This window comes from Carboxylicivirga taeanensis (genome assembly GCF_051851475.1).
Lineage (GTDB): Bacteria > Bacteroidota > Bacteroidia > Bacteroidales > Marinilabiliaceae > Carboxylicivirga > Carboxylicivirga taeanensis.
The window spans coordinates 152,928-178,356 of sequence record NZ_JBPUSJ010000007.1; the positions used below are offsets into that span (position 1 = coordinate 152,928).

General features: G+C 42.0%; 19 protein-coding genes. 7 read left to right on the forward strand and 12 right to left on the reverse strand.

Annotation, left to right across the window (positions count from 1 at the left end):
* The gene (locus ACSX1H_RS12360) at nt 1-1,278 is read left to right on the forward strand and encodes a M16 family metallopeptidase (protein ID WP_439184344.1); all 1,278 of its coding nucleotides are present in this window, start codon (nt 1-3) and stop codon (nt 1,276-1,278) included.
* Between the two features lie 149 nt (nt 1,279-1,427).
* Nucleotides 1,428-3,662, forward strand: coding sequence for a RelA/SpoT family protein (locus tag ACSX1H_RS12365; RefSeq protein WP_439184345.1), 2,235 nt, complete (start codon nt 1,428-1,430; stop codon nt 3,660-3,662).
* Nucleotides 3,663-3,863: 201 nt separating this feature from the next.
* On the opposite strand, the gene ACSX1H_RS12370 is transcribed toward ACSX1H_RS12365, so the two are convergent.
* From ACSX1H_RS12370 to ACSX1H_RS12390, 5 genes are all read right to left on the reverse strand, one after another.
* Complete coding sequence (locus ACSX1H_RS12370) at nt 3,864-4,157, reverse strand: PG0541 family transporter-associated protein (RefSeq protein WP_439184346.1); 294 nt, start codon at nt 4,155-4,157, stop codon at nt 3,864-3,866.
* Nucleotides 4,158-4,239: 82 nt separating this feature from the next.
* The gene (locus ACSX1H_RS12375; RefSeq protein WP_439184347.1) at nt 4,240-7,365 is read right to left on the reverse strand and encodes an efflux RND transporter permease subunit; all 3,126 of its coding nucleotides are present in this window, start codon (nt 7,363-7,365) and stop codon (nt 4,240-4,242) included.
* Nucleotides 7,366-7,604: 239 nt separating this feature from the next.
* The gene (locus ACSX1H_RS12380; protein ID WP_439184348.1) at nt 7,605-8,636 is read right to left on the reverse strand and encodes an efflux RND transporter periplasmic adaptor subunit; all 1,032 of its coding nucleotides are present in this window, start codon (nt 8,634-8,636) and stop codon (nt 7,605-7,607) included.
* Between the two features lie 27 nt (nt 8,637-8,663).
* Nucleotides 8,664-10,007: a TolC family protein gene (locus tag ACSX1H_RS12385; RefSeq protein WP_439184349.1), complete on the reverse strand. Its 1,344-nt coding sequence runs from the start codon at nt 10,005-10,007 to the stop codon at nt 8,664-8,666.
* 49 nt (nt 10,008-10,056) lie between these two features.
* Entirely contained in the window at nt 10,057-10,665 is a 609-nt protein-coding gene (locus ACSX1H_RS12390; protein WP_439184350.1) for a TetR/AcrR family transcriptional regulator, read from the reverse strand.
* A gap of 491 nt (nt 10,666-11,156) precedes the next feature.
* Here ACSX1H_RS12390 and ACSX1H_RS12395 point away from each other — a divergent pair, with 491 nt between their 5' ends.
* The 3 genes from ACSX1H_RS12395 (at nt 11,157) to ACSX1H_RS12405 (ending at nt 14,281) form a co-directional block, all read left to right on the forward strand.
* Nucleotides 11,157-11,618 carry a Fur family transcriptional regulator gene (locus ACSX1H_RS12395; protein WP_439184351.1) on the forward strand — a complete coding sequence of 154 codons (462 nt, stop codon included), beginning with the start codon at nt 11,157-11,159 and terminating at the stop codon, nt 11,616-11,618.
* 205 nt (nt 11,619-11,823) lie between these two features.
* Nucleotides 11,824-13,089 (forward strand): adenylosuccinate synthase, encoded by a 1,266-nt coding sequence (locus tag ACSX1H_RS12400; RefSeq protein ID WP_439184353.1) that lies wholly within the window; start codon nt 11,824-11,826, stop codon nt 13,087-13,089.
* A gap of 106 nt (nt 13,090-13,195) precedes the next feature.
* Nucleotides 13,196-14,281, forward strand: coding sequence for an alanine racemase (locus tag ACSX1H_RS12405; RefSeq protein ID WP_439184354.1), 1,086 nt, complete (start codon nt 13,196-13,198; stop codon nt 14,279-14,281).
* On the opposite strand, the gene ACSX1H_RS12410 is transcribed toward ACSX1H_RS12405, so the two are convergent.
* Nucleotides 14,278-14,949, reverse strand: a complete 672-nt coding sequence (locus tag ACSX1H_RS12410) for an ion channel (RefSeq protein WP_439184355.1) — start codon at nt 14,947-14,949, stop codon at nt 14,278-14,280. The genes ACSX1H_RS12405 and ACSX1H_RS12410 overlap by 4 nt on opposite strands.
* A gap of 108 nt (nt 14,950-15,057) precedes the next feature.
* Between ACSX1H_RS12410 and ACSX1H_RS12415 the strand changes: the two genes are divergently transcribed.
* Together ACSX1H_RS12415 and ACSX1H_RS12420 are read left to right on the forward strand one after the other, a co-directional pair.
* Nucleotides 15,058-16,443, forward strand: coding sequence for a hypothetical protein (locus tag ACSX1H_RS12415; RefSeq protein WP_439184356.1), 1,386 nt, complete (start codon nt 15,058-15,060; stop codon nt 16,441-16,443).
* A 9-nt stretch (nt 16,444-16,452) separates the two neighbouring features.
* The gene (locus ACSX1H_RS12420; RefSeq protein WP_439184358.1) at nt 16,453-17,445 is read left to right on the forward strand and encodes an LPP20 family lipoprotein; all 993 of its coding nucleotides are present in this window, start codon (nt 16,453-16,455) and stop codon (nt 17,443-17,445) included.
* A 39-nt stretch (nt 17,446-17,484) separates the two neighbouring features.
* On the opposite strand, the gene ACSX1H_RS12425 is transcribed toward ACSX1H_RS12420, so the two are convergent.
* From ACSX1H_RS12425 to mgrA, 6 genes are all read right to left on the reverse strand, one after another.
* Nucleotides 17,485-19,020 carry an AbgT family transporter gene (locus ACSX1H_RS12425; protein ID WP_439184359.1) on the reverse strand — a complete coding sequence of 512 codons (1,536 nt, stop codon included), beginning with the start codon at nt 19,018-19,020 and terminating at the stop codon, nt 17,485-17,487.
* Nucleotides 19,021-19,198: 178 nt separating this feature from the next.
* On the reverse strand, nt 19,199-19,978 hold the full coding sequence (locus tag ACSX1H_RS12430) for a LytR/AlgR family response regulator transcription factor (RefSeq protein ID WP_439184361.1): 780 nt from the start codon (nt 19,976-19,978) through the stop codon (nt 19,199-19,201).
* A gap of 11 nt (nt 19,979-19,989) precedes the next feature.
* Nucleotides 19,990-21,084: a histidine kinase gene (locus ACSX1H_RS12435; RefSeq protein WP_439184362.1), complete on the reverse strand. Its 1,095-nt coding sequence runs from the start codon at nt 21,082-21,084 to the stop codon at nt 19,990-19,992.
* Entirely contained in the window at nt 21,084-22,163 is a 1,080-nt protein-coding gene (locus ACSX1H_RS12440; RefSeq protein WP_439184363.1) for a sensor histidine kinase, read from the reverse strand. Before ACSX1H_RS12440 ends, ACSX1H_RS12435 begins: the two co-directional genes overlap by 1 nt.
* Nucleotides 22,164-22,304: 141 nt before the next feature.
* Nucleotides 22,305-24,179, reverse strand: a complete 1,875-nt coding sequence (locus tag ACSX1H_RS12445; RefSeq protein ID WP_439184364.1) for a hypothetical protein — start codon at nt 24,177-24,179, stop codon at nt 22,305-22,307.
* Nucleotides 24,180-24,412: 233 nt separating this feature from the next.
* On the reverse strand, nt 24,413-25,420 hold the full coding sequence (gene mgrA, locus ACSX1H_RS12450; RefSeq protein ID WP_439184365.1) for an L-glyceraldehyde 3-phosphate reductase: 1,008 nt from the start codon (nt 25,418-25,420) through the stop codon (nt 24,413-24,415).
* Nucleotides 25,421-25,429: the final 9 nt, after the last annotated feature.

The window sequence follows — 25,429 nt, forward strand, 5'->3', positions numbered from 1 at the left end:
ATGCAACTAAACAGAAGCACAGCTCCCGAATTTAAAACCATCAATACGTTTGAGCTTTTACCTATAGAAACCTTTCAGCTGGATAACGGCATTCAGGTGCATTTGATGCAAGCCGGCTCACAGGAAGTTACTAAACTCGACTTTCTGTTCCCCGCAGGCTCGGTGCAGGCCAATAAGCCACTTCTATCATCTATCACCGGCAAAGCTCTTACCGAAGGAACCAGCCAATTCAGTGGGGCCGAAATATCTGAGAAAATAGACTACTACGGGGCCTTTATTGGTCAGCAGGCCCAGTTTCATCATTCCATTGTGACACTGGTTACCCTCTCCCATTTTCTGCCTGAAACGCTGGCTTTACTGGAAGACATTATTAAGAACCCCAGCTTTGAGCAAAAAGAAATTAATACGCTGATAAACAAGCGCAGGCAAGAGTTTCTTATTGAAAGTGACAAAGTAAAAACATTGGCCACCAGAGCCTTTACCCAAAATTTATACGGTAAAGAACACCCGTATGGCAACTACCTAAATTTGGAGGACTTTGAGCAGCTTACGCGCGAAGACATTGTTGCATTTCACCAAAAAGCTTACATCCCACAAGGCACACACATAATTGTGTCGGGGCAGCCGGGCAAACAGCTGAAACAGTTGCTAAATCAGCATTTCGGCCAACACTGGTACAATGGCCATCCTCTGCCTGATAATGAGCCTCCACAAAATATACAACCCGAAAGGGAATTGTTTGTGCCGAAAGCTGACGCTGTGCAATCGGCCATTAAAATAGGCGTTCCCCTATTCAACAAAACACATCCCGATTTTCATGGGATGCAAATATTGAATACGATTTTAGGTGGTTATTTTGGCTCGCGCCTGATGACAAACATTCGTGAACAAAAGGGGCTCACCTACGGCATCTCCTCGTTTATTATGACCTATAAACATGCCGGCTTTTTAATTATCAGTTCTGATGTTAAAGCCGAAAACCGGGAGCTGGCGGTTAAAGAGATTCACCATGAACTCCAAAAGCTAAAAGATGAAAAAATTGGAGATGAGGAGCTTCAACTGGTGAAAAACTTTTTGATCGGTGATATGATTCGGAATTTTGACGGTCCTTTTGCGACATCGGATAATTACCGTGGCTTAATCGACCTGAATCTTTCACCTGATTATTTTAAGGACTTCTTTAAGGTGCTAATCAATATTACATCGGATGAATTACAGCGTTTGGCCCAAAAATATTTTAAAGAGGAGCGCATCATAAGCGTTGTGGCGGGAAAATAATTGGCGGTTTCAAAACCCATCCGAAGACAACCCGTACCTGTTAGAAAGCTAAAATAGTTATATAACAAAAACCATGTGCAACAAGTCATTCCGATCCTTTGTTACAATGAAAGGAAATAAGTATTTTAGATGGCTTAACGAATACCTGCATGACAAAAGCTGATTGGGAAGAAGAAGATAAAATGATACGTGAGCAGTTTAATGCGCTCATCAACGCTTGTCCGCGCTGTCAAACCCCGGAAAATAAAAAGCTGGTAACAAAAGCTTTTGAGCTGGCTAACGAAGCCCACATGGGAATGCGACGCAAATCAGGAGAGCCTTACATTTTACATCCCATTGAAGTAGCCCGCATTGCTGCCGAGGAAATAGGCCTTGGCACCAAAGGCGTTATTGCGGCTTTGCTCCACGATGTGGTGGAAGACACTGACTACACCGTTGAAGATCTTCAGAATATTTTTGGCGAAAAAATTGCTTCCATTGTGGCCGGGCTGACCAAACTGGAAGGAGTATTCGATCAGTCATCATCTATCCAGGCCGAAAACTTCAGAAAGCTGTTGCTCACGATGGTTGAGGATGTTCGGGTTATTCTCATTAAGCTGGCAGATCGCCTGCACAATATGCGAACCCTCAATTCGATGCCAGAACACAAACGGCTCAAAATTGCGGGCGAAACCCTATACTTCTACGCGCCACTGGCGCATCGACTGGGGCTGTATGCCATTAAAACAGAACTCGAAGATTTAAGCTTGAAATACGAGCTGCCTCAGGTTTTTACCAGTTTAAGTCAAAAAGTAAAAATCAGCGAAGAGCAGCACATAGAGTTTATCAACAACTTTAAAGCGCCTATTGAACAGCGCCTAAAAGCAGAAGGCTATGAGTTTGATGTGGTGGGCAGGCACAAGTCGGTCTACTCCATCTGGAGCAAAATGCAAAAAAAGGATCTCCCTTTTGAGGAAATATACGATGTGCTGGCCATTAGAGTGGTGTTTAAGCCCAAAAGTCATTTGCCTGAAAAAACGCAGTGCTGGGCCATCTACTCAATGATTACAGACATTTACAAGCCAAAACCGGATCGTTTACGCGACTGGGTTTCAACACCCAAAGCTAATGGCTACGAAGCCTTGCACAGCACCGTGATGGGTCCTGATGGTAAATGGGTAGAGATTCAGATTCGGACCACCCGCATGGACGAGATTGCTGAACGCGGTTTTGCGGCTCATTGGAAATATAAAGGTTCTAAAGAAAAAGAGTCGGAGTTGGACAAGTGGCTGGAGATGATAAAAGAGCTCTTGGACAATCCCGATGCCGACTCTCTGGAGTTTCTTGACGACTTCAAACTCAATCTGTTTGCCTCTGAGATAATGATTTTCACGCCCAAAGGCGATGTCAGAGTATTGCCGAAGGGCGCTACCGCACTGGACTTTGCCTTTGATATACACACCGACATTGGCTATAAATGCATTGGTGCCAAAGTCAATTTTAAGCTGGTTCCATTAAGTCATCAGCTAAAAAGTGGCGATCAGGTCGAAATCATCACCTCCGAAAAACAACAGCCCAAGTACGACTGGCTAAGTTTTGTAACAACCGCCAAAGCAAAAACGCGCATCAAAAGTGCTTTTAAGGACGAGCGAAAAGCCATTATTGCGAAAGGAGAACGCCTGCTGGAAGAAGAGCTTCACAAGAAGAAACTGACCATTAATTCGCGTATCCTGAAGAAGATTCTCGATTTCCATAAAATTTCGAAAAGAGACGAGCTCTACTTCAAAATTGGAAAAGGAAGCATCAAGCTAAACAACCTCCATAAAATACTGAGTACCAAATCGCGCAATAAATGGATCCGCTACTGGAAGCTCAACTTTGGCATGTCGAACAACAAAGCCGAAGAGCTGCCTAAAGAGAAGCCTGAAAAGAAAAAGCAGCTGGTCCTATCTGATAATGACGAGCAGGACCAGTTTAGCATTGCCCAATGTTGCAACCCAATTCCCGGTGACGATATTCTGGCTTTTCTGGATGATAGCGACAAAATAATTCTCCACAGCCGCAAGTGCCCCATCGCTTTGAAACTGATGTCGAGCCAGGGCAACCGAATTGTATCGGCGCAATGGGAATCGCATAAAATATTATCTTACCTGGCCCTGATTAACCTGTCAGGCATCGACCAGATGGGTATTGTGAGTAAGATCACGAAAGTTATTTCTGAAGATCAGAATGTAAATATGCGCTCCATCAACGTAGAGAGCCACGATGGCATTTTTGAGGGAAACATTTATCTGTACATCCACAATACAGAAGACCTCAACAACCTCATACTTAACATTATGAAGATAAAAGGCGTGCATAATGTCACCAGGCAGGACAGGATTAAACCAGACTTATCGAACTAAAAACATCGTATTGTTTACAAGCTCGCACATAAACATGCCGCTGGAAGACTGATATGGTCATTGAGGCCGCTAGTGGCCTTTGCTTCTAACAAAACAAAAGCTATTAAAAACAAAAATCCCGTCTATAACGGGATCTTTGCATTTAACCTATCTCTTGAAGATACTCTTAGTGTCAAACAAGCAGTGTTTGTTTGCCTCCTGTTATACCATTTGCAGAATATCCCACACAAAAGCTTTTACGCCCACTTCGTGGTTGATATTATCGAGCTTTTTAACGGCATCAAGCAGCACTTCAACCTTGCTATCCTCAACAATGGCCATCACTGCCGAGTTCATTTCGGGCCAGGTATGCGTTCCCATTCGCGGCTCCCCACTGTCGCTACCTCGTCCTTTCACCTCATCCCACATGGTAAAACCTCTTATCTGCAGGTGATCCAGCATATACTCCACTCGTTCGGTATTTGCCTGATTATATACTATAAAAACTGATTTCATTGTAAATCTCTTTTAACGGTGTACCATTATACCTTTCAGCCAGCCATTGCAAGCCCGAAGGCTTGCAATCAACTCACCAATTTTATTTATCCAGGAATTTGAATTTTTTATAAACCTGTGCTTTCTTATTTCGACTGCCCTTCACCGCCATTAACACATAAACCGAAGGGATAATGATGAGCGTAATAATCGTTGAAAACAGCAAGCCGCCAATTACAGTGATACCCATTGGTGCCCACATTTCTGACCCTTCACCCACGCTCAACGCCATTGGCAACATACCCAACACCGTGGTCATGGCGGTCATTAGAATAGGGCGCAAGCGGCTCTTACAAGCCGTTACCACCGCCTCATGCAACTCAATACCCCGTTCGCGCAGCAGGTTAATAAAATCAATCATCACAATACCATTTTTCACCACAATACCCACCAAAAGGATAGCTCCCAAAATGGCGACCATCGAAGCTGTGGTATTGGTTAGAAGCAAAGCAATAATTACCCCTGAAAATGAGAAAATAATCGATGTCATAATAATTAAAGGCATGGCCAAAGACTCGAACTGAGAGGCCATCACCACAAACACCAGCATCACAATTATGAGAAACAACAAGCCCAAATCGGCATTATTCTCCTGCATATCTTTGTAAGCACCACCAATTTCTATAGACACGTTATTGGGTATATCAATGTCTTCAAGCTCAGTAGTTACCGCGGCTGCCACGTCCGAAAGCACTTTTCCTTTTGCCGGAGCCGCCGATACAGTCACAATGCGCTGGCGGGTTTTTCTCTCAATGGTTGGAGTGGCCCAGTATTCTTCCACATGTCCTATTTCGGTCAGCTTAATAAGGCTACCGGTCAGTGGACTCTGGATACTAATATTCTCAATATCAGCAATCGATGTTCTGTTGGCATCGTTGTACCTCACCACAATATCGTATTCCTCACCTTCCTCTCTGAACTTAGAAGCTGTAAGTCCGCGCATGGCGTAGTTAACAGCCGTGGAGGCCGAGGCGGTTGTCAGCCCATATTCGGCCAGCTTATCCTGGTCGAACAGCACTTGTAACTGGGGCTTTTCGCGCTCACGCGATATGGAAATATCATCGGCTCCTTCGAGCGTTTTTAGCCGTTCAGCAACCTGATTGGCAAAAGTAGTGGTGGTTTGAAAATCGTAGCCATAAATTTCAACATCCACGGTATTGGATGCACTCATGCCCTGCGATTGAGTCGAAACATTGTAGCTGACGATTTCGGGCATTGACGCCATTTTTGAACGAATCAGGTCGGCCAACTCCCAGATTGATCGTTCTCTATCGGCCAAATCGACCAGTTTAACACGCATTTCCACAACGTGGCTACCCGATGCGCCGAAAATAGCCGAAATTCCCCCGTCTTCATCAGAGCCGGATGATATAAAAGTCATTTTCAGCTCATCTTCCATTTCATTAAGAATGTATGACTCGACTTCCTCGGCCACTTCATTTGTTTTTTCAACCCGCGTACCGGTTTGGCATTCAAAGTTAATCGTCATCATGCCCAAATCCTGCTCAGGCATGTTTTCAAACTTCACAAAGCGGGCCAGCAGCATTGTTCCAACAAATACCAGCAGCATGGCAGGAATAATGACTTTTTTATGGGAGATGCTCCAGCGAACCACACTTCCGTATAGCTCATCAATTTTATCCAATACAGGTATTACAGTACGATCGTACCACGAGGTTTTTCCATTGACTTTTTCTCTGAGCCTTAACATTTTTGCACTCAGCATGGGCGTAAGGGTAACAGCTGCCAGGGTAGATGTGACTACGGTTATTGTAACAATCCAGCCTAACTGCTTAAAGAGCACTCCGGGCTGCCCACCAACTAATGTTAGTGGAAAGAATACGGCTACCACAACAAGGGTTGTTGCGATTACCGATAGCCACACTTCTTTAGTTGCATAAATGGCCGCTTCGCGTGGTGAACTGCCACGTTCAATGTGCTTTATAATATTTTCAAGCACCACAATAGCATCGTCCACCACCATACCAATGGCGATAGAAAGGGATGATAGTGAAATAACATTAATCGACCCTCCTGACACATAAAGGTAGATGAATGCCATGATTAGCGATATTGGAATTGTTAACGCAATAATAAACGTGGCCCTCCATCGCCCTAAAAACAACAGCACAACCATCACAACAAATATCAAAGCAAACATAAATGTTTGAGACAGGTTGTTGATGGATTTCTGAATATCATTGGAAGAGTCGTATAGCAGGTGGAATTTGACATCAGGAGGCAAATCGCCCGCCGTTGCTTCCACAACACGCTTAACCTCATTTCCCACTGCAACAGTATTGGCTCCTGATTGCTTCATAACCATTAAACGCATGCCATCGCTGCCTTTAAAGCGGTTAATCATTTCCACTTCGCGCCCTTTATCTTTAACTACTGCAACATCCTTAATTTTGATTGTTTTGCCATTAACCCGACTCACAACCAGGTTTTCGATAATGTCAGAACTTCTAAATTCACCCTCGATGCGCAACTGGTAGTCAAAGTTGCCCATTTTGATATGCCCTGATGGCATATTCAGGTTTTCAGCAGCAATCACTTGTCCTATTTGGGCGGTTGACAAGCCGTAAGCTTCTAATTTTTGCGGGTCGCAATCAACATAAATACGGCGCCCCGGTGCACCCAGCACACTCACACTACCGATGCCATCCACACGGTTAAGTGTGTTGATGAGCTTTTCGTCAATAATTTTTTCGAGTCCGCTAAAACTCTCATCAGCGCTTACGGCATAGAAGAGTACAGGCATCATACTTGTTGACATTCGGAAAAGCAATGGTGTATCACAACCATCGGGCAGCTGATCTTTCACTGGATCCAATGCATCACGCACATTGTTCATTGCTTCGGTAATATCAATCTCCCAACTAAACTCCAGTGTGACGATCGACATGTTATCGCGTGATACAGATGATATCTCTTCAAGGTCATCAACGGAGTTCAAGCCATCTTCGATGGTCTTGGTTATGTTAGTTTCAATCTCTTCCGCATTAGCCCCTGCATAAACGGTCATTATTGTTACGTAGGGCGGATCCACTTCGGGATACATATCGATAGGAAGATATTTTAACGAATAGAACCCGAATAAAATAACGGCCACAAATATCATGACCGTTGTTACCGGCTTCTTAACCGCAGCACTATATATTGCCATAGTTTAATTTTTTTTTAACAGGCAGAGTCATCAAACAATGAATTAATCAAGCTCTTATCGACACAATAAGAGCTATCTGCTTTTTGCAATTAGTTCAAAAAGCGTTTCAGCTCGTCCTTCATCTCTGCTCCCTACTGAATAGCAGGAGGAGTGAGTTAGTATCGTTAAATACGTAAGTATGCACTGATAATGACAGACCGCTGCCCTAATTAATTTTTAAAAGTGAAGTTCGAGCTGCCTTAGCTTTTAATCTCAACTAAGTCCCCATCATTAAGATTAACCTGCCCGGCCACCACCAGATTGTCTCCTTCCTCTATCTCATCGGAAATAATTTCCAGCCGGTCATCAAAACGAGCACCAACCTCTACCCTCACAAATTTTGCGGTTCCGTTTTTCTCCACAAAAACATAGCGCTGATTCGTTCCGTCGAGTATCATAACGGTTGAGGCAGGCACAACAATGGTTTCTTTTTCGCCCAGCTTCACATCCACTTTTGAAAACATGCCAGGTCGCAACTTACCATCGCCATTAAGTATGGTAATCTCCACTGTAAAAGTTCTTGTTGACGGGTCGATGGTGGGATAAACCAAAGACACCTGTCCCTGAAATTTTTCGTTGGGATAGATATCTGTTGTCAAGGTGGTTTTCAATCCTCTTTTAACAACCGGAAAAAACCGTTCCGACATATTTATTTCAACTTTTAAGCGATCGATGGACTCGATTGTTACAACTGCAGCCTTACCATTTGCAATGGGCGATCCGCTGTAAATCTCGTTATCATCGTAATAGCGCCCTGTAACTATTCCTGAAAAAGGAGCGTTAAGAACCGTGTTCTCGCGCAAGTTATTGAGGCTGGCTTTGGCTGCCGCATAGGTGGCTTTAGTTTGGTCGTATACCTGTTGAGAAATAGACCCATACTTAATAAGCGTATCCATGCGGGCCATTTCCTTTTTAATATTGGCAAAGTTCACCTCCTGTTGAACCAGTTGTGTATTATCCATATCAATCACACGCTGTCCCTTGCGCACGTAATCATTCACCTCCACTTTAATATCTTTGATGCGTCCCGGTGTATTCGGTGCCAGGTATACTTTATCATAAGCATTTATGGTTGCGGTATAATTTTCTCCAACCTCAATGGTTTCCCGCACAACAGGTGTAGTTTTAATCGGTTTTTTTATCACTGCAGCTCCCTTCTCAGCAGCCTGATCTTTTGTGCCGCACGAAGCGATAAGCAATGAGGTCACTCCCAAAAGCAAAATCTTTCTCATTATATCCTAATGTTATTGTTTTTAAAATTAGATGTTGTTGTAGAATCGCTCCAACTCAACAAAGGCTTCCAACACGTCTAGCATGGCCTGAATGTAGCTGGATTCGGCGTTCAGATAGTTGGTGTTGGCGGTAGTTAGATCCAAACTGGATACCATACCCGCCTCGTATTTTCGGTCGATGTTATCAAAAACACGCTTGGCCACTTCCACATTCTTCCGTTGCGCATCGTACTGATCCAAAGCCGTTTTTAGGTTTGTTTTAATGGTTCGGTCTTTAGCAAGCAGGGCATCATTTAACTGCTGCTTATTGTTTTCGGCTGTTTCCAAATCTATTTTTGCCTGATTGACTTTCGCCTTGCGCTGTCCCGATGAGAAGATTGGAATGTTCATATTCAGCGTGAGCGTGTTCTTTGGATTCATGTTAAAATTTGGTGCCAGTATTTGCTCCAGACGGTTATAAGCAGCTCCTATTGTTGGCAAGTACTCCATTTTGGCCAGTTTTACCTGCTTATCCGAGACTTCTACCTGCTGGTCCATCAACTGATAATCAACATGCTCCTCAACATTAAACGCCCGAAGCAAGGATGAGTAAAAACTTTCAGGCTCGAAAAAATCATCGATAGTCTGCGTTAATTCCACTCTGGCATTTGGCGTAATACCCATTTGCAGTTTTAAAATATCATAGGCAAGTGAAGTATTTCTGGCCGTTGCTCTGAGTGAACTTTCCAGCATGGTTACCTGTATGGATAGCTGATCCACATCCGTCAATTCGGCAACACCCGTTTTGTACATCATCTCCGTCTTACTGCGGATCTCAATCACATTTTCGAGATTTTGTTCCAGAATGTCCTTTGTTTTTTCAGCCAGCAATATGGCATAATAAGCACTGGCTACTTGCTGCTTTACATCCAACTCCGACTTTTCGGCACTCTTCACCATCATTTCTTCATACAGCTTGGCCGATTGCAAACCAACAATGTAAGCCCCACTAAAAATCAGCTGCGAAACAGTGGCATTAAGGTTGCTCGTATTGTTAAATTCGATAGTCGTACTTGCCCCCGGAGCCATTTCTATTGTATTAGAAGCACCAAAGAACGTCGTGTAATCAACTGTGGCATTCACTTGTGGTAAGCCCTGTGCAATAGCCTCCCACTTTGCCGCATTGGCTTTCTGAATGGATAAGCCGGCGTTTTTAAGTGTTATATTATACTTTAAAGCCAGCTCTTTGGCCTCATCCAAACTCAGCACATACGCTTCATCACCATTTGGTTCAACACCATCATCGGGCAGTAGCCTATCCCCTTGATTTATGGCAAAAGCACTCAACCCCAGCATAAACAATGCTGAACACAACCATCCTCTTATTCTCATATTATAACAACCTTTTATTTAGTTTTCACACGTAATTATTGCGCCTCTCCTATTCAAAAAAGCGCTTCAGCTCCTCAATTCCTTTGGGCGTGCATATCCCTCGAAAATGGTATTTATAAACATGATTAATCAGGTTCCGATCAATCAAATCAGGTCCTTTAATCATGTCATTGGACGGATCAAACAAATAGTTTTGAATCACAATCTGAAGGTTCGAGATAATATCGGAGTCGATATCGGACTGATAAAAACCTTCCTTTTTCCCTTTCTCAAGGTTGGCCACATTCGCCGAATGCATCAAGCCCTGACGTGTTTTATCGGCCTTAGCCAGCAATGCGGGATAAAATTTTCGCAGATCAAAATGCATCGATGGATTGATTTTTGGAAAATAGTCATCAATGCCTTTGGTATACTGATAAAACTGCTCAATTGCATTAAACCGATCATTATGAAACACCCCTAAGAGTTGAGCAAACAAGTCCAGGTTATAGTCCAAAACACTTTCTACTACATCATTTTTGTCCTTAACAAACTGGTACAGGGTCCGCTTCGACATACCAAATTCCCTTGCAATGTCTTCCATGCTGACACTTTTGATTCCATATTGATGAAACAAAGATGCAGCATGCTGAATTATTTCTTTTCGTTTTGTTTCCATGGCACGGCAAATATATAAAACCAAGGTCACACAGAAAACTTTTAGTGTTCTTTACGTTTTATAGTTTCTTGTTTTTAACCTTTTTTATGTTTCGTTTAGCCTCAAACCAACAATCCAATAACGAATCAACACCAGCTCATCTCAACATGTGCATTGATTACTGATTATCAAGTATTACTGCATATTAAGAATAACTTCCAATCCAGCATCACCAATTGAGGCAGACACTCCTTAATAGGCTGTAAACAGTGAGCTGCAACACTTCATCCACCTCACCTATATGAAGCGTTTCGTAATAAATTAAAAGCAGAAATAAAGTTTAATTTGAAAAATAAAATGTAGGGAACTATCAAACAGATTACTAAAAGCAATATATTTGTTACTCTTGACTTTTCGTCCTCCTGCAAGTTGAATGATGATTATTCTGATCAAGTGTTTTTTAATCACACGATTTTAATTATTTTTAGGCTCTATTTTAATTGAGACTACATATGAATAAGGTCGAAGCCAAAGATGTGGTAAAACAGTTATTCACTGAATACCTGCAGCGCAACGGACACAGAAAAACACCAGAGCGCTATGCGATTTTAGATGAAATTTATAGCCGTGAGGGCCATTTTGATATTGAGTCGCTCTATATCTTCATGAAAAATAAAAACTATCGGGTAAGCAGAGCTACTCTATACAATACTATTGATTTGCTGCTCGACTGTAAACTGGTTATCAAACACCAATTTGGCAAAAACATTGCCCAATTTGAGAAGGCCTTTGAATCGAAACAGCACGACCACCTTATTTGTACTAGCTGTGGCAAAGTCATCGAATTTTGCGACCCGGGCATTCAAACAGTCCTGAACAATGCGGCATCCTTTAATGAGTTTACGGTGTCACACCATTCACTATATGTGTACGGAACATGTAAAGAATGTGCCACAAAAGAAACCAACGAATAGGATTATTCAATAAAAAAACAGAGCGATACAATAGCTTTTAACCGGATAATGTGTACTTTTACAAATCGGAATTCTGAGGCAATCGGAAGTCCGATTTTTCATGTTAAGACTTTGATTTTTTAGCGCTTGACATATCTATAAACCAATATTATAATTGGTTTTGTTTAGTAACAACAAGCTTTAGGGCGAATAAAAACAAAAGATAATGAAGGTTGATGTTTTACTAGGCCTCCAATGGGGGGACGAAGGCAAAGGAAAAGTTGTTGATGTACTGACTCCTCAATACGATGTCATTACACGTTTTCAGGGAGGCCCCAACGCTGGGCACACACTGGAATTTGATAATTTCAAGCACGTACTTCACAATATTCCATCAGGAATTTTCCATTCAGACAAGGCCAACATTGTTGGTAATGGAGTGGTTCTTGACCCAATTACTTTCAAGAAAGAGATTGACTCACTGAAAGAAAAAGGGTTTGACATCTCAAAAAACCTTTATATTTCTAAGAAAGCGCACCTAATATTACCAACCCACCGGATTTTAGATGCCGCCTCTGAAGCTTCAAAGGGAAAAACCAAAATTGGCTCAACGCTAAAAGGCATTGGCCCAACATACATGGATAAAACAGGTCGTAACGGTTTACGCGTGGGCGACATCCTGCATAACTTTGAGGCCAAGTACACCGCACTCAAAGAAAAGCACATGCGGATGCTGGAAATGTATGATTTCGAATACAGCATTGAAGAGTTTGAACAAGGCCTGCAAGAAGGAATTGAAGCACTTAAGAAATGCATCCTGATTGACAGTGAGCATGAGCTTAATAAATACCTGAAAGCTGGCAAAAGCATTTTGGCAGAAGGCGCCCAGGGAACACTGCTGGATATTGATTTTGGTTCTTATCCATTTGTGACCTCATCAAATACTGTATGTGCAGGAGCTTGTACCGGAATGGGGATTGCACCCAATAAAATTGGCGAAGTATATGGTATTTTCAAAGCCTACTGCACACGTGTTGGAAGTGGCCCTTTCCCGACTGAACTATTTGATGAAACAGGTGAGAAATTGCGTAAAGCCGGTCATGAGTTTGGTGCCACAACTGGTCGTCCGCGCCGCTGTGGCTGGATTGACCTGGTAGCCTTAAAATATGCGGTGATGATTAACGGAGTGACGCAACTGATTATGACAAAAGGAGATGTACTCAGTGACTTCGATACCATCAAAGCAGCTACGGCCTATAAACTAAGTGATGGAACTGTAACCGAAGAGTTTCCGTTTGAATTAACCGATGATGTAGAGCCTGTTTACAAAGAGTTGAAAGGTTGGAAGGAAGACTTAACCGGACTGAAATCGGAGGATGATTTCCCTCAGGCACTGAAGGACTACATTTCGTACCTCGAAAAAGAACTGGAAGTACCCATTAAAATTGTATCTGTTGGTCCGGATCGTGAACAAACAATTATCAGACAATAGATAATACCTTATTAATATAAACCGGTTCGTATTGAGCCGGTTTTTTTATTTCATTACCTCGCGACGAGCTGCACACAATAACTATTTTTGCATAAAATCAATAACAATGTTGACACAACCTACATTATTACTCGATAAAAGCAAATGCCTGGCTAACATCGAGCGCATGGCTCTGAAAGCAAAAAACACCAACACCATCCTACGCCCACATTTTAAAACGCATCAATCAGCAGAAATAGGCAATTGGTTTAAAGATTATGAAGTGGAATGCATCACTGTTTCATCGGTTAAAATGGCCGCCTACTTCGCCAATAATGGCTGGAAAGATATCACCATTGCTTTTCCGGTAAATATTCGCGAGTGGGTCACAATCAATGAGCTGGCGGCACGCATCAACCTTAACATTGCTGTAGAATCTGTTGAAAGCATTGAGTTTCTTGAAAAGCACCTGAGCAACCCGGTTGGTGTATTTATAAAAACCGATACCGGCTATGCACGAACAGGGGTTGATGCCGAAGACTATGAAGCCATGCAGGCGCTGCTCAAAAAGCTTAAAACCAGCAAAAACCTGATTTTCATCGGCTTTTTATGCCATGCTGGTCACACCTATAAAGCGCAGACCAAAGAGGAAATCCTGAAAATAATGGAGGAATCGCGCCAACAGTTGCTCGCATTAAAAACATTCATGGCAAGCGATTTTCCACTGATTCAAATCTCGTATGGCGACACGCCTTCATGTTCGGTGGGCAATAATTTTGATGGGTTTGATGAAATACGACCAGGCAACTTCGTTTTTTATGACGACATGCAAGCACAAATTGGCTCCTGTAATCAGGAGGATATTGCGGTTGCCCTTGCCTGTCCGGTAGTAGCCAAGCACCCCAATCGCTTAGAGGTGATTGTGCATGGCGGAGCCGTGCACCTTTCAAAAGATTCGCTGCAGCTAAACCACGGGCCACATTTTGGAACAGTATTGCCTTTATCGGGAACCAATTGGCACACAAACACCCCATTGGGCTATGTAAGTAAACTATCTCAGGAACATGGCACTATTCAAATGCCTCAGGCAGCTTTTGATAAGGTGAGTATTGGCGATATGCTGGCCATACTTCCAGTTCACTCCTGTTTAACGGCTAACCTTTTAAAGAAATACTTAAGTACCGATGGTTCAACCATTAGCATGATGGATTAATGCTTATCAGCACCCGACAAAAGACGACCAACAAGTAACGCCATAATAACAACCAGGTAAAACTGACCACATAAGGTAACCATTAAGGCAATGGATTTTGCAGCTGGTGTAACCGGCAATAAATCACCATACCCAAGGGTTGTCATAGACACAAACGTGTAGTAAAATGCATCGAATAAATGACTTGCAGAATCGCCAACCGAAAAATTAAATGCAGCAGGAAACTGGGACGAGAACATGTTCACCAACAAGGCAAAACCAACTCCAATTAACAAATACCCGTTGATGGCCTCTACAATTACAAGAACATTCACATCCGATTTGCGCGACAACTGGACGATAAAGCGAAATACACGCAATAAAAAGAAAATAACCAGCCAAAAGGAGGATATAAAATGGATGATCTGAAGCTTTGCAATAGCGGCAATCCACACGGCAATCACCGACAGCAGAACCTGCACAATTACCTTTGGTTTATTTCCTTCACTGGTGGCATAAGATGATACAACAACTATGAGTGTAATGAAAATTTCAAATAACGGAACCTCTATAAAAGTAGTGATGATTGGCAAGCCAAAAATAGTAAACACTAACAGTAACAACAAGCCCCAATTACTCGTTAACTGACTGATATCCTGTCGCCAATCCAAAGACTTAATTAAACCCATAAATCATCCTTTACATTGAGTTATATACAAATCTAAATTAATCTAACTTAAATCGGAACACTTTTGGTTTATTCTCGTTCAACACCACAAAAAACACACTATAGCATAATGAAACAACTATTACCAATTCTGATTATCACCTTTTTAATGGCAGGGTGCGCCAGTAAGCGCAATTATAACAAAGCACAAAAATTTGATGAGGCCGGATTGTACACCGATGCAGCCAGCTTGTATTTCAAATCACTAAGTGCCAACAAAAATAACATCGATGCCAAACTAGGGCTTCAGCGCACTGGTCAACTCGTTCTGGAAGATAAAATTGATGCATTTAAATCTAAATATAATAATGGCAGTGCCAAAGATGCGGTTTACGCCTACCGGGAAGCCGAAAACTATTTTAAGCAATTAGCTTCCTTGGGAGTTAAGCTTATTCTGCCCGAAGAGCAGAAAGAATATTATCAGGAAGTAAAAGATCGCTATTTAGATATATTGTATCAACAATCTATGAAAGCCTTATCGTTGGATGAGTTTGTGACTGCTGAAGCCCAGTTGAAAGAAATTATTTCCATCGATAAAAATTTTAAAGATGCCCAATCACAATGGGTTATAGCGAAGTACGAACCCGTCTACCGACATGGTAACCAACTAATGCTAAGCCAGCAATACCGAAGTGCATACGACCGTTTTTCAACAATCAACAAAGCCACCAAAGGCTATAAAAACAGCATCGAGCTTCAAACGCAATGCCTGGATGAAGCCACTGTTACAATCGCCGTTTTACCCTTTGGCTATAAGTACAGAGGATCGAGAAACTACACAACAATGATGAAAGAGCGCGTTGTAAGTGAACTATCACAGCTTAAATCACCTTTTTACAAGATAATAAGTGATGAAGCTATTAACTCGGTACCCGGCTGGACACAAACTAAAGATCAGGCCATGGCCTTAAAGTATGCCCGCCATCAGGGTGATAATTTTGAAGCCAAAGCTATTCTGGCTGCCAGAATAGATAACTACCAAAAAATGGCCGGAAAACTCAACAAAAATGAAAAAAGAGGCTATTTAAAACAAACCGTTGAAGTCATCAACCCGCAAACCAAGGTAAAAGAGCAAAAAGTAAAATACACCAAGGTGAGGTACTATGAGTTTGAACAGGAAAATACGGTTTCAATTTCATTGAACTATGAACTAAACCGTGTGGACAGGGATGAACTGGCTTTTGCCGATAACTTTTATGGCAGCAAAAAAGACCACATACACTATGCCCGCTTTGATGGGGACTACAAAAAGCTGGTAGCCGGAACCTGGAAATACATTGATAAAGAGTCGGCAGAAGATAAAGTTTATGATTCAGAAGCTTCGAATAGTCGCCTACACGAGCTGTTTACCAACAAAAAAGACATACAGTCAATCACCACCTTGGAAAATCAGGTGCTGAAAGAATGTATGGAGCATGTAGCCAATAGCATGGTAAAATACCAACCTGAAAATTAAACATATAGCATGAGAGGATTAGCATTTTTGGCACTAGCACTCACTTTACTGTGCAGCTGCTCATCTAAAAAGAAAGAAGCTGAGCTACTGGAACTGTCCAAACCCGAATGGCTCAAAAACAGGCCAATGTCATCCACTTATTTTTATGGCATTGGGATAAGCCCTAAGGTAGGAGGTGCTGTATTTTATGAGGGAAAAGCAAAAGAAAAGGCTCTGGCCGATCTCTCGCAACAAATCAGCACTAAAATCAGCAGCGAACAAAACCTGTACCGGATGGAAGACAACAGCGGTGTTTACGAATATTATCAGAGCCGTGTTAAAGCCCAGTCTCAGCAGTTTTTAGAAGGTTATGAACTGTTAGACTCCTGGGAAGATCTAACAAACTATTACACCTTCTATCGCCTGTCGAAAAGTGAGTTTTATGCCCGTAAAAAACAACGCAAAGCAGAGGCTCTGCAACTGTCTCTTCAAAAATATGAATTGGCGCAAGCCGCCCAACAGCAAAAAGACTTTATACTGGCTCTAGAACAATATGCGGCCGCCATTGATGCGATAAGCGACTACCTGAACGAACAAACAACCATTGAAACGGCACAGGGAAGCATTGACTTATTTGAAGCGGAAAAAGAGGCGATGTGCGACATAATAAATGGATTTCAAATTGATTGTCAAACCAGCACCATGCACTCGCTTGCAAATACCAATATCGCAGAAGGCAAGACCTCTCTAATTGTTAAGTGCGAGAACATGACAGCCCATAATATCCCGGTCCGCTTTAATTACAGTGGCGGTTTTTTAGTGGCAGACCGCTTCCAGAGTGATACGCAAGGCCTTATCAAATCACCAGCTTTTAAAACAACTGGTTCCACACAGGAAACACTTACAGCAACAGTTGATTTGAAAGCATTAGGAAGACTCATGACTAAAAACCTTATCGTGCGTCAGATTGTAGAAAAACAAAAGCCAGCTGAATCAAGCATAACGATTCAGCTGGCCCAATAACTTTCATAACCCGGATTAGCCAATAATCCGGGTTATACCCTACATATTGTAATGCAATACACCTGTTGGTCCAAGCGGCAGGCCTATCAATAACCAAAGCGCCAACATCACCATCCACGAAAGTAGAAATACCATCGAATAGGGCAGCATAGTTGATACAATGGTTCCTATACCCGCATTCTCATCGTATTTCTGAAAATAGACAATAATTAAAGCAAAAAAGCTCATCATGGGTGAAATAATATTGGTGGCACTGTCGCCAATTCGGTACACCACCTGCGTTAGCTCGGGTGAGTAACCCAACATCATAAACATTGGAACGAATATAGGTGCCAGAAGCGCCCACTTAGCTGATGCACTGCCCATTACCAAATTAATAAGCCCGCAAAACACTGCAAACAACAACATCAGAGGGATAACGCTTAAATTTAAACTCTGAATAAAATTTGCTCCATTAACAGCCATCACCAGCCCAAGATTACTCCAGTTAAAATAGGCAACAAATTGAGCAGCAAAAAATACCAAAACCAGATATGGCCCTAAGGATTTGGCAGCTTCGCCCATGGCCCCCATAATGTCCTTATCTGTTTTAAAGGTGCCTGTAATTTTACCGTAAACCACCCCACAGGTACCAGCCCAAATAAACAAAACGGCTACCACACCTTTCAGTAAAGGAGAACTTAACAAACGGCCATCTTCACCTCTTAAAAAGCCGCCTTCAGGAATCAACCCCCAAGCCATGATGGCCAAAAAAACCATGGATACAATACCAACCCATCGCAAACCTTTTTTCTCGGTTTTAGTTAGCTTGTCCAAGCGGGTTTCTTCTTCTGTTACTTCACCTTTATACTCGCCAAAGCGGGGCGCAATAATTTTTTCAGTTACCCAGGTACCAACCAGGGCCACCATAAAAGTTGAAACCACCATAAAATAGTAGTTACTCACCGGATTAACCGTGTAGGCTTTATCAACAATATGTGCCGCTTCTTCGGTTAAGCCAGCCAGTAAAGGATCAATTGTACCAATAATAAGGTTGGCGCTGAATCCACCAGACACACCGGCAAAAGCAGCTGCCATGCCAACTATAGGATGGCGTTTGGCCACCAAGAAAATAACACCTCCAAGGGGCACCAGCAATACATAGCCCACACTTGATGCTACATTTGATATAACACCTGCCAATATAATTACAAAAGTGAGTAAACCCTTGGGAGCTGCCAATACGAGCTTGCGGATTAGGGCACCTATTAAATCAGATTTTTCTGCCAGCCCAATACCCAACATGGCAACAACTACAATGCCCATTGGCGCAAAGCTGGTAAAGTTTTTAACCATCTCGGTTAGTATGCGGTTAAGCCCTTCAACAGATAAAAGATTAATAACATTGATTGTTTCCCCAGTGGTTGGATGCGCAGCAGTTGCTCCTATCCAGGCAAACACTCCGGAAAAAAGTAATACTGTAACGGCAAAAATGCCGAAGAGTAAAGCGGGATGTGGCAGAACATTCCCTACTCGCTCAACTCCATTTAAAAAAATATCGACAAATGACTTCTTCTTTTTTGAGGCGGTACCCATAATATAAAAGTTTTACTATTATAAGACGCCGAAAATATAAAAAAATAGAAAGTCATTCACTTATCTGACCAATAAGCTAAGTCTGTTATATAACATATTACTATTTCACAGCAACCAATACCATTCGCAAACTCCAACAGTTCAAACACATGAGACTGGCCACGCGTATAAAAGACAATTACGTATTGGCACCACTAAACCAATTCTTAAAATGTGGCACCTTTTCCCGGCTCACAATCACCTCCCGATCAAAAGGCTGTTCAAACTGTATTTTCAAACGGCTGTTAGAGTGCACCAGCACATCCTGTATGTGGTTAATATTAACAATAAACGATCGGCTAATACGATAAAAAACACTGGGATTTAGCAGCTCTTCCAGCTCCTCCAGCTTATAATCAATGATATAACGATTCCCTTTAGAAGTGAGAATAAAAGCATTTCTCCCCTCCGCATAAAAAAGCACTATTTTATCGCTTGTTACCGATTTGATGCGCTCGCCCAGCTTTACCAAAAACCGCTCTTTATAGGTTTTTCGATAATGCAACAACGCTTCGTTGAGCTCTTCCAGCTTAATTCGCTGACTGGCCGATGATAAGTTCTCGCGAAGACTCTCCAACTTTTCCATACTGCGAAAAAGGTCATCATAATCCAATGGTTTCAGCAGGTAGTCAATGCTATTTACCTTAAACGCCTGAATGGCGTACTCATTATAGGCCGTTGTAAATATAACCGGCTGATTTAACTGCGTCTTGCTAAATATTTCGAAACTCAAGCCATCAGACAGATGGATATCCATAAAAACTAAATCGACTGTATTTAGTGGGTTCGACAGCCACTCAACACTGCCTGCAACCGAATCTAATACACTCACCACTTCTATGCTGCTATCATAGCGTTGCAGCAGGTGGGTGAGGTTTTTAACAGCCGGTTTTTCGTCTTCAATAATAAGTACTCTCATAGGGGCTAAGATTATTCTTCCTCTATTTCAAAAAGAGGAATGTTGATATGCAAATACTGTTGGTTTTGAACCACCTTCAATTGTTTATTATCGTTTAAAAAAGCATGGGCATTATTAATCAGCGACAGGTTCCACTCGGCGCTACCATTAAGACCAATTTTTGGATTATGCCTTGACACCAGGTACAACTCACCGTCTTTTATTTCCAAACAAATATGGAGTGGCTGAAATTCATTGATGATTGTCCGGTTAACCAACTCCTGTATTAAAACCGATATTGTACATGGAATAACCTGACGATGCAGACTCTCCTCAGTAAGATTCAGCTCCAGCATAATGGCATTGTTATGCTTCACATTTAACAGGTACAAAAGGGTTTTGCTCAGCTCCAGCTCTTTTTTTAGTTCAACCAATTCAACATGGCGATGGTCGAGATTATACCGGTATATTTTTGAGAGCTGATTAATAAATTGCTCGGCCATGCGCGGTTGAGCATGTACGATAGATATCAGATTTTCCAGCCCTTCGTACAATAACTGCGGATTAATCTGCATCTTAAACTTCTCCAGATCCGACTCCATCCCCCGCCTTAACTCTTTTTCTTGCCTATAATGTATTTGCTTATGAACAGCTAAAAATGAGGTACTCACATGGATAATGCCATACAATATTGCCACAATTCCATACACGCCATTAAACACGACAAGCTCAGTATTGAAGTCACTAATTATCAGCACTGAGTAGAAATAGATACTCACCAGAGGAGTGATAATCATTACAGATATGAGCAAACTGACTAAGGGAATCAGCACAATGCGCAGCGAGTGGGTAATACCACTTACTCCATGCGCCTCTTCATTATCAAAAGGTAACTCGCTAACCAGTGGAAACCGTTTATCGATAGCATTGAGCAGGGTTCTTAGGGCTTCCATCAGAATAAAGGCAAGCACAATTGTGACTGCTACTTCCTGACTAAAGAAATTAGAACTAAACTGATTAAGCGTATCAAAAACTAAAAGGATTAAAACATAAACTACCACTCCAACTGGAAATGGTAGCAGAAACCTCAGCCACTTTTGCTGTTTATTGATTGCTAATCCTTTCATTAGTAACTAATGGTTTGATGCGTTATAAGGATAGGTAAAAATACCGAAAATGATTCATCTTTAGTTATTTCCACCTCTTTTGTTGTAAAATAGGCATAGCGTTTTTTAATGTTGTCCAGCCCGACTTTGTGCGACACATGGTTATCAGGTTTTTTGAGTAACTGGTTATCCACTTCTATAAATCCGGGTTTTCGTTCAAAATTATTAATCACACTTATGCCTTGCTGCTCAGTCGAACGGATGGCGATTTTCAATGGCTTTTCTTCTGAAAAATAGTTATGCTTTACGGCATTTTCAACCAATAACTGTAAAGTCATGGGCGGGATGTAACTCTCCAAACTCAACTTATCGAGCTGAACATCCAATTCCAGAGCCTTCTCAAACCGAATTTTCAAAAGAAAATAGTACGCTTTTATAAATTCAACCTCCTGTTTTACAGGAACCAATTCTTTTTGATGGCTTTTTAGAATATAGGTAAACGTTTGAGCAAACTTGCGAATAAATCCTTCTGTTGTGGCGGCATCGCGATGAATAAGCGAGGCTATTGTATTGAGGGTGTTGAACAGATAATGTGGGCTCAACTGACTCTTTAAAATCTCATACTGCAGTTTAAGCCGTTCGCGCACCATTTGTTCACTTTCTATATTGGCTTGTATAAAACTGGTAAAGGAATATTGATAGAGGTTCACCAGTATAAACACCAGGTTAGTTAGCAAAAGAATAATGAAAAATTTAATGGCGGCATCGCCTTTTTCATCCATAAAGGCACTAAGTGGAATGTTATTGTATTTGAGCACCACTAATGCCTTCACGCAAAGCCACAAAAACATGATGGCTACAATGGCGTTTAAAACAAACTGAAGGACAAAACGGCCAGCTGTCCCTTTAATCCAAGGATAATATTTGTTTAAAGCATGGCCAACCAGACTTAAAACTCCAAAAATAAGCCACGAACTTAGGGTGAAAAATGATAAGGAATCGATGTTTTCGGAAAGGACCGGTAAAACACCATTTTCGCTATAAAACAAATAAAGAAAAGCCAACACGCCATATAGCGTGCTGACAAATATTTGGGTCATTAATTTTTTCGAAGAGTATGTTTGGGCGATGGCTATCATGGTGTCACTAAGTTATAGCAATAATCAAAAATACTGCAATAGAACAGACATAAAAAAACAGATGAGATGGTCCTTTTTAACACTACCTCATCTGCTTTTAACTTAGTTTAATGTTTTTAACACTCGGTTTTTCTCATACTCCGATTCCAAATCCTTAGCCATTGATTTGAAAATATAGGCCGTAGAGGAGTTTTTATTATTAATGTACGGACTCAGGCGAACCAACACGGCAGCACGCTCCACATCGACATCAATTTGCTGAGTACTCTCAATAACTTTGGCTGCCAGTTCATCGTTCATGGCCGGGCTATCAATAACGTAACGCAACAACTCTTCAATGGTACTGTTCTGATCCATCCGGCCTATGATGCGGAAAAACTGATTGTAACCATTATCCGATAGAGGAAATTGTCCAACAACCTCCCTCATCACTGCGCCCGCTCCATGCTGAAAATCATCAACCAGATACTCCAGAGTACGCAGCAGTCGATACATAGCCGGTTCTTCCAGTTTATTCTTTGCCAGCAAATCGAGCATTACATTATACATCTCCATTTCACTATCCAGGCCTGATAGGGTTTCGAAATAAGCATCTACCACCTCCTCATCATTGATAAACAAACGGTTGGCTTTTCTTAAAATCAGCCCTCTCTGACTATTGGATGAGATGCCATTTGCTGTTTTCAGGTAATTTAACAAGGAGTTCTTATCACTCTTTTGTTTGCCTTGTTCAAGGGTGGCATCAAGCAGTGCCGTTGTTATTTCGCCCTTGAGAATGTAGTAACTATCCGACATATCGTCCAATACATTGCGGTAAACATGCATCACCTCATCACTATCTGGTAAGTAAGGGATTAAATACAATAGGAGTGCTCCTTTTTCCCGTTCCGAAGAAAAATCATCAATGGCTTGCAACAGGCTTATCCAGCTATCCTCCGAAAGCTTGGCGCTTCGCACCAGGTGCTTAAGTACATTCCCCTTTTCGGAGTTAATCTCCATCTCGTCAATAATATCGAAATACCCTTTTCGGATGGCAAAATCATTGGTGTAAAACTTATTAAACATCCTAAGAGTCGAGCCTCGTTCGGTATTATAATCATGAGTAGAAGTCGCATCCAGCAGCGCTGCCAACTGTTGTGTATTCAGCTTATAGTTTTCCAAAATATACCTTAACAAAGTCCCTTTTGTACTGTTCGAGCGCACTTTTTCTATCTCCTGTATCACCGGAATGATGTCTTCATTCTTGAGCTGATTATCGAATACAAGAGTTTTTAAAAAGGTGTTTCGTGAAGCAGAGCTGCCTGATTTGCTGGATGATGTACGAATGGTAAAAACACTCCATTCGCTGGTGTAGGTGTAGCTGCCTGACGAAGGCAGATCTTCAAGCACATCGACAATACCACTCATCCCCTTTGCCTGATATAAATGGCGCACACGGGACTCCACGCCCATATTACTGTTTTTTACAATATCCGGTAATATCTCTCCCAGCCACTTTTTCCCTTCCGGATTAAACGCTGTTTCAGTTTTCCCCACATAGTACTCATAGGTCATTGTCCCTCTATCATCCGCATGAATAAACAGACGTCGATTATTTCCAAAGGCTGTTTTATTGATCTCTACAAAGCCGTTAGCAGATATTCCGGTAATCATTTTATTATCAGATGATAAATCAATAATTCCTTCGTATTTCAGATCGAAAGGAAAATCAGAAGAAACAGAAGGAATTTCAATCCGGTCATAACCACGATACGCGTTTTTTAACTCCGTCATCTCTTTTTTGAATTCAGCCATCGCTTCTGCGTACTCTTTGCCAAGTTCTGTGCGTAGCTCCGCCAGCATTACATGCTCATTTTTTGGCTGCTTGTCTCCTTTGCTGTCTTTATTATCAGCATAAGCCCCGCTCACGCTTACTACAGCCATTATTGCAACAAAAGCTGTGAGCCGCTTAAGGTTATATGTAAAAGTTGTTGTCATAGGAGTATGATTTAGTTGTTCTTATACACTATTTGATAGTACAATATTAGAACATAAACACCCCGTAAAAAAACAAAAAGTAGTGAGCTGTAATATTAATGTAGTGAACTGTTGAAACATTGAAGCAAGGGCGCTTTCACCTTACTGACTGCATATTATAAAACACCAAAGGCCCCTGCTTACTATTAAAACAGGGGCCTTTGATATTCCAGGTGATGGCACTTATGCAACCACTATGCCATTTCATTCAACACCGGAGCACATAATGCATCAATGCTACGCAACTCCTCGTTGCTAAAACTTAAGTTATCAAGTGCTTTCAGATTATTATTTATTTGCTCAACAGAAGAAGCACCCACCAATACCGATGTTACAACTTTGTTGTTTAGTAACCAGGCAATAGCCATTTGGGCCAGCGACTGGTCTCTTTGCCCGGCCAAATTATTAAGTTCCTGTATGGCTTTCCGCTTGACATCCGTTAGGGCCGACGCTTTCAGGAAATGTGCTTTAGCCATGCGCGAATCCTCAGGAATATCGTGCAGATAGCGATCGGTTAATAAGCCTTGAGCCAATGGGGAGAAAGGAATACAACCAATACCTCGCTTATCGAGCACTGTGGTAAGGCCATCTTCCACCCAACGGTCAAAAAGGTTGTAGCGGGGTTGGTGAATCAGGCAAGGTGTTCCCAGTTCCCTGAGGATGGTTTCGGCCTTTTGCGTTTCTTCAGCTGAATAGTTGGACAGGCCAACATACAAAGCTTTGCCCTGGCGAACAATTAAGTCCAAAGCCGCCATGGTTTCTTCCATAGGCGTATTAGGGTCCGGACGGTGATGGTAAAAGATATCCACATAGTCGAGCCCCATTCGCTTAAGGCTCTGATTGAGACTGGCCACCAGGTACTTCTTAGAGCCCCATTCGCCGTATGGGCCTTCCCACATATAGTAACCCGCTTTGGTTGAGATAACTAATTCATCGCGGTAAGCATGCATGTCTTGCTTCAGCACTTTACCCAGTGTTTCTTCAGCTGAGCCCGGTGCCGGCCCATAGTTATTGGCCAAATCAAAATGTGTTATCCCATTATCGAAAGCATGTAACAAGAGGCTACGAGCATTGCTATAAACATCTTCAGATCCAAAATTATGCCACAAGCCCAACGACAGATGTGGCAACTTTAGTCCGCTCCGCCCGCATCGGTTGTATTGCATCGTTTCATATCTCTTTTCAGAAGCTAAGTATTGCATAGTATTCTA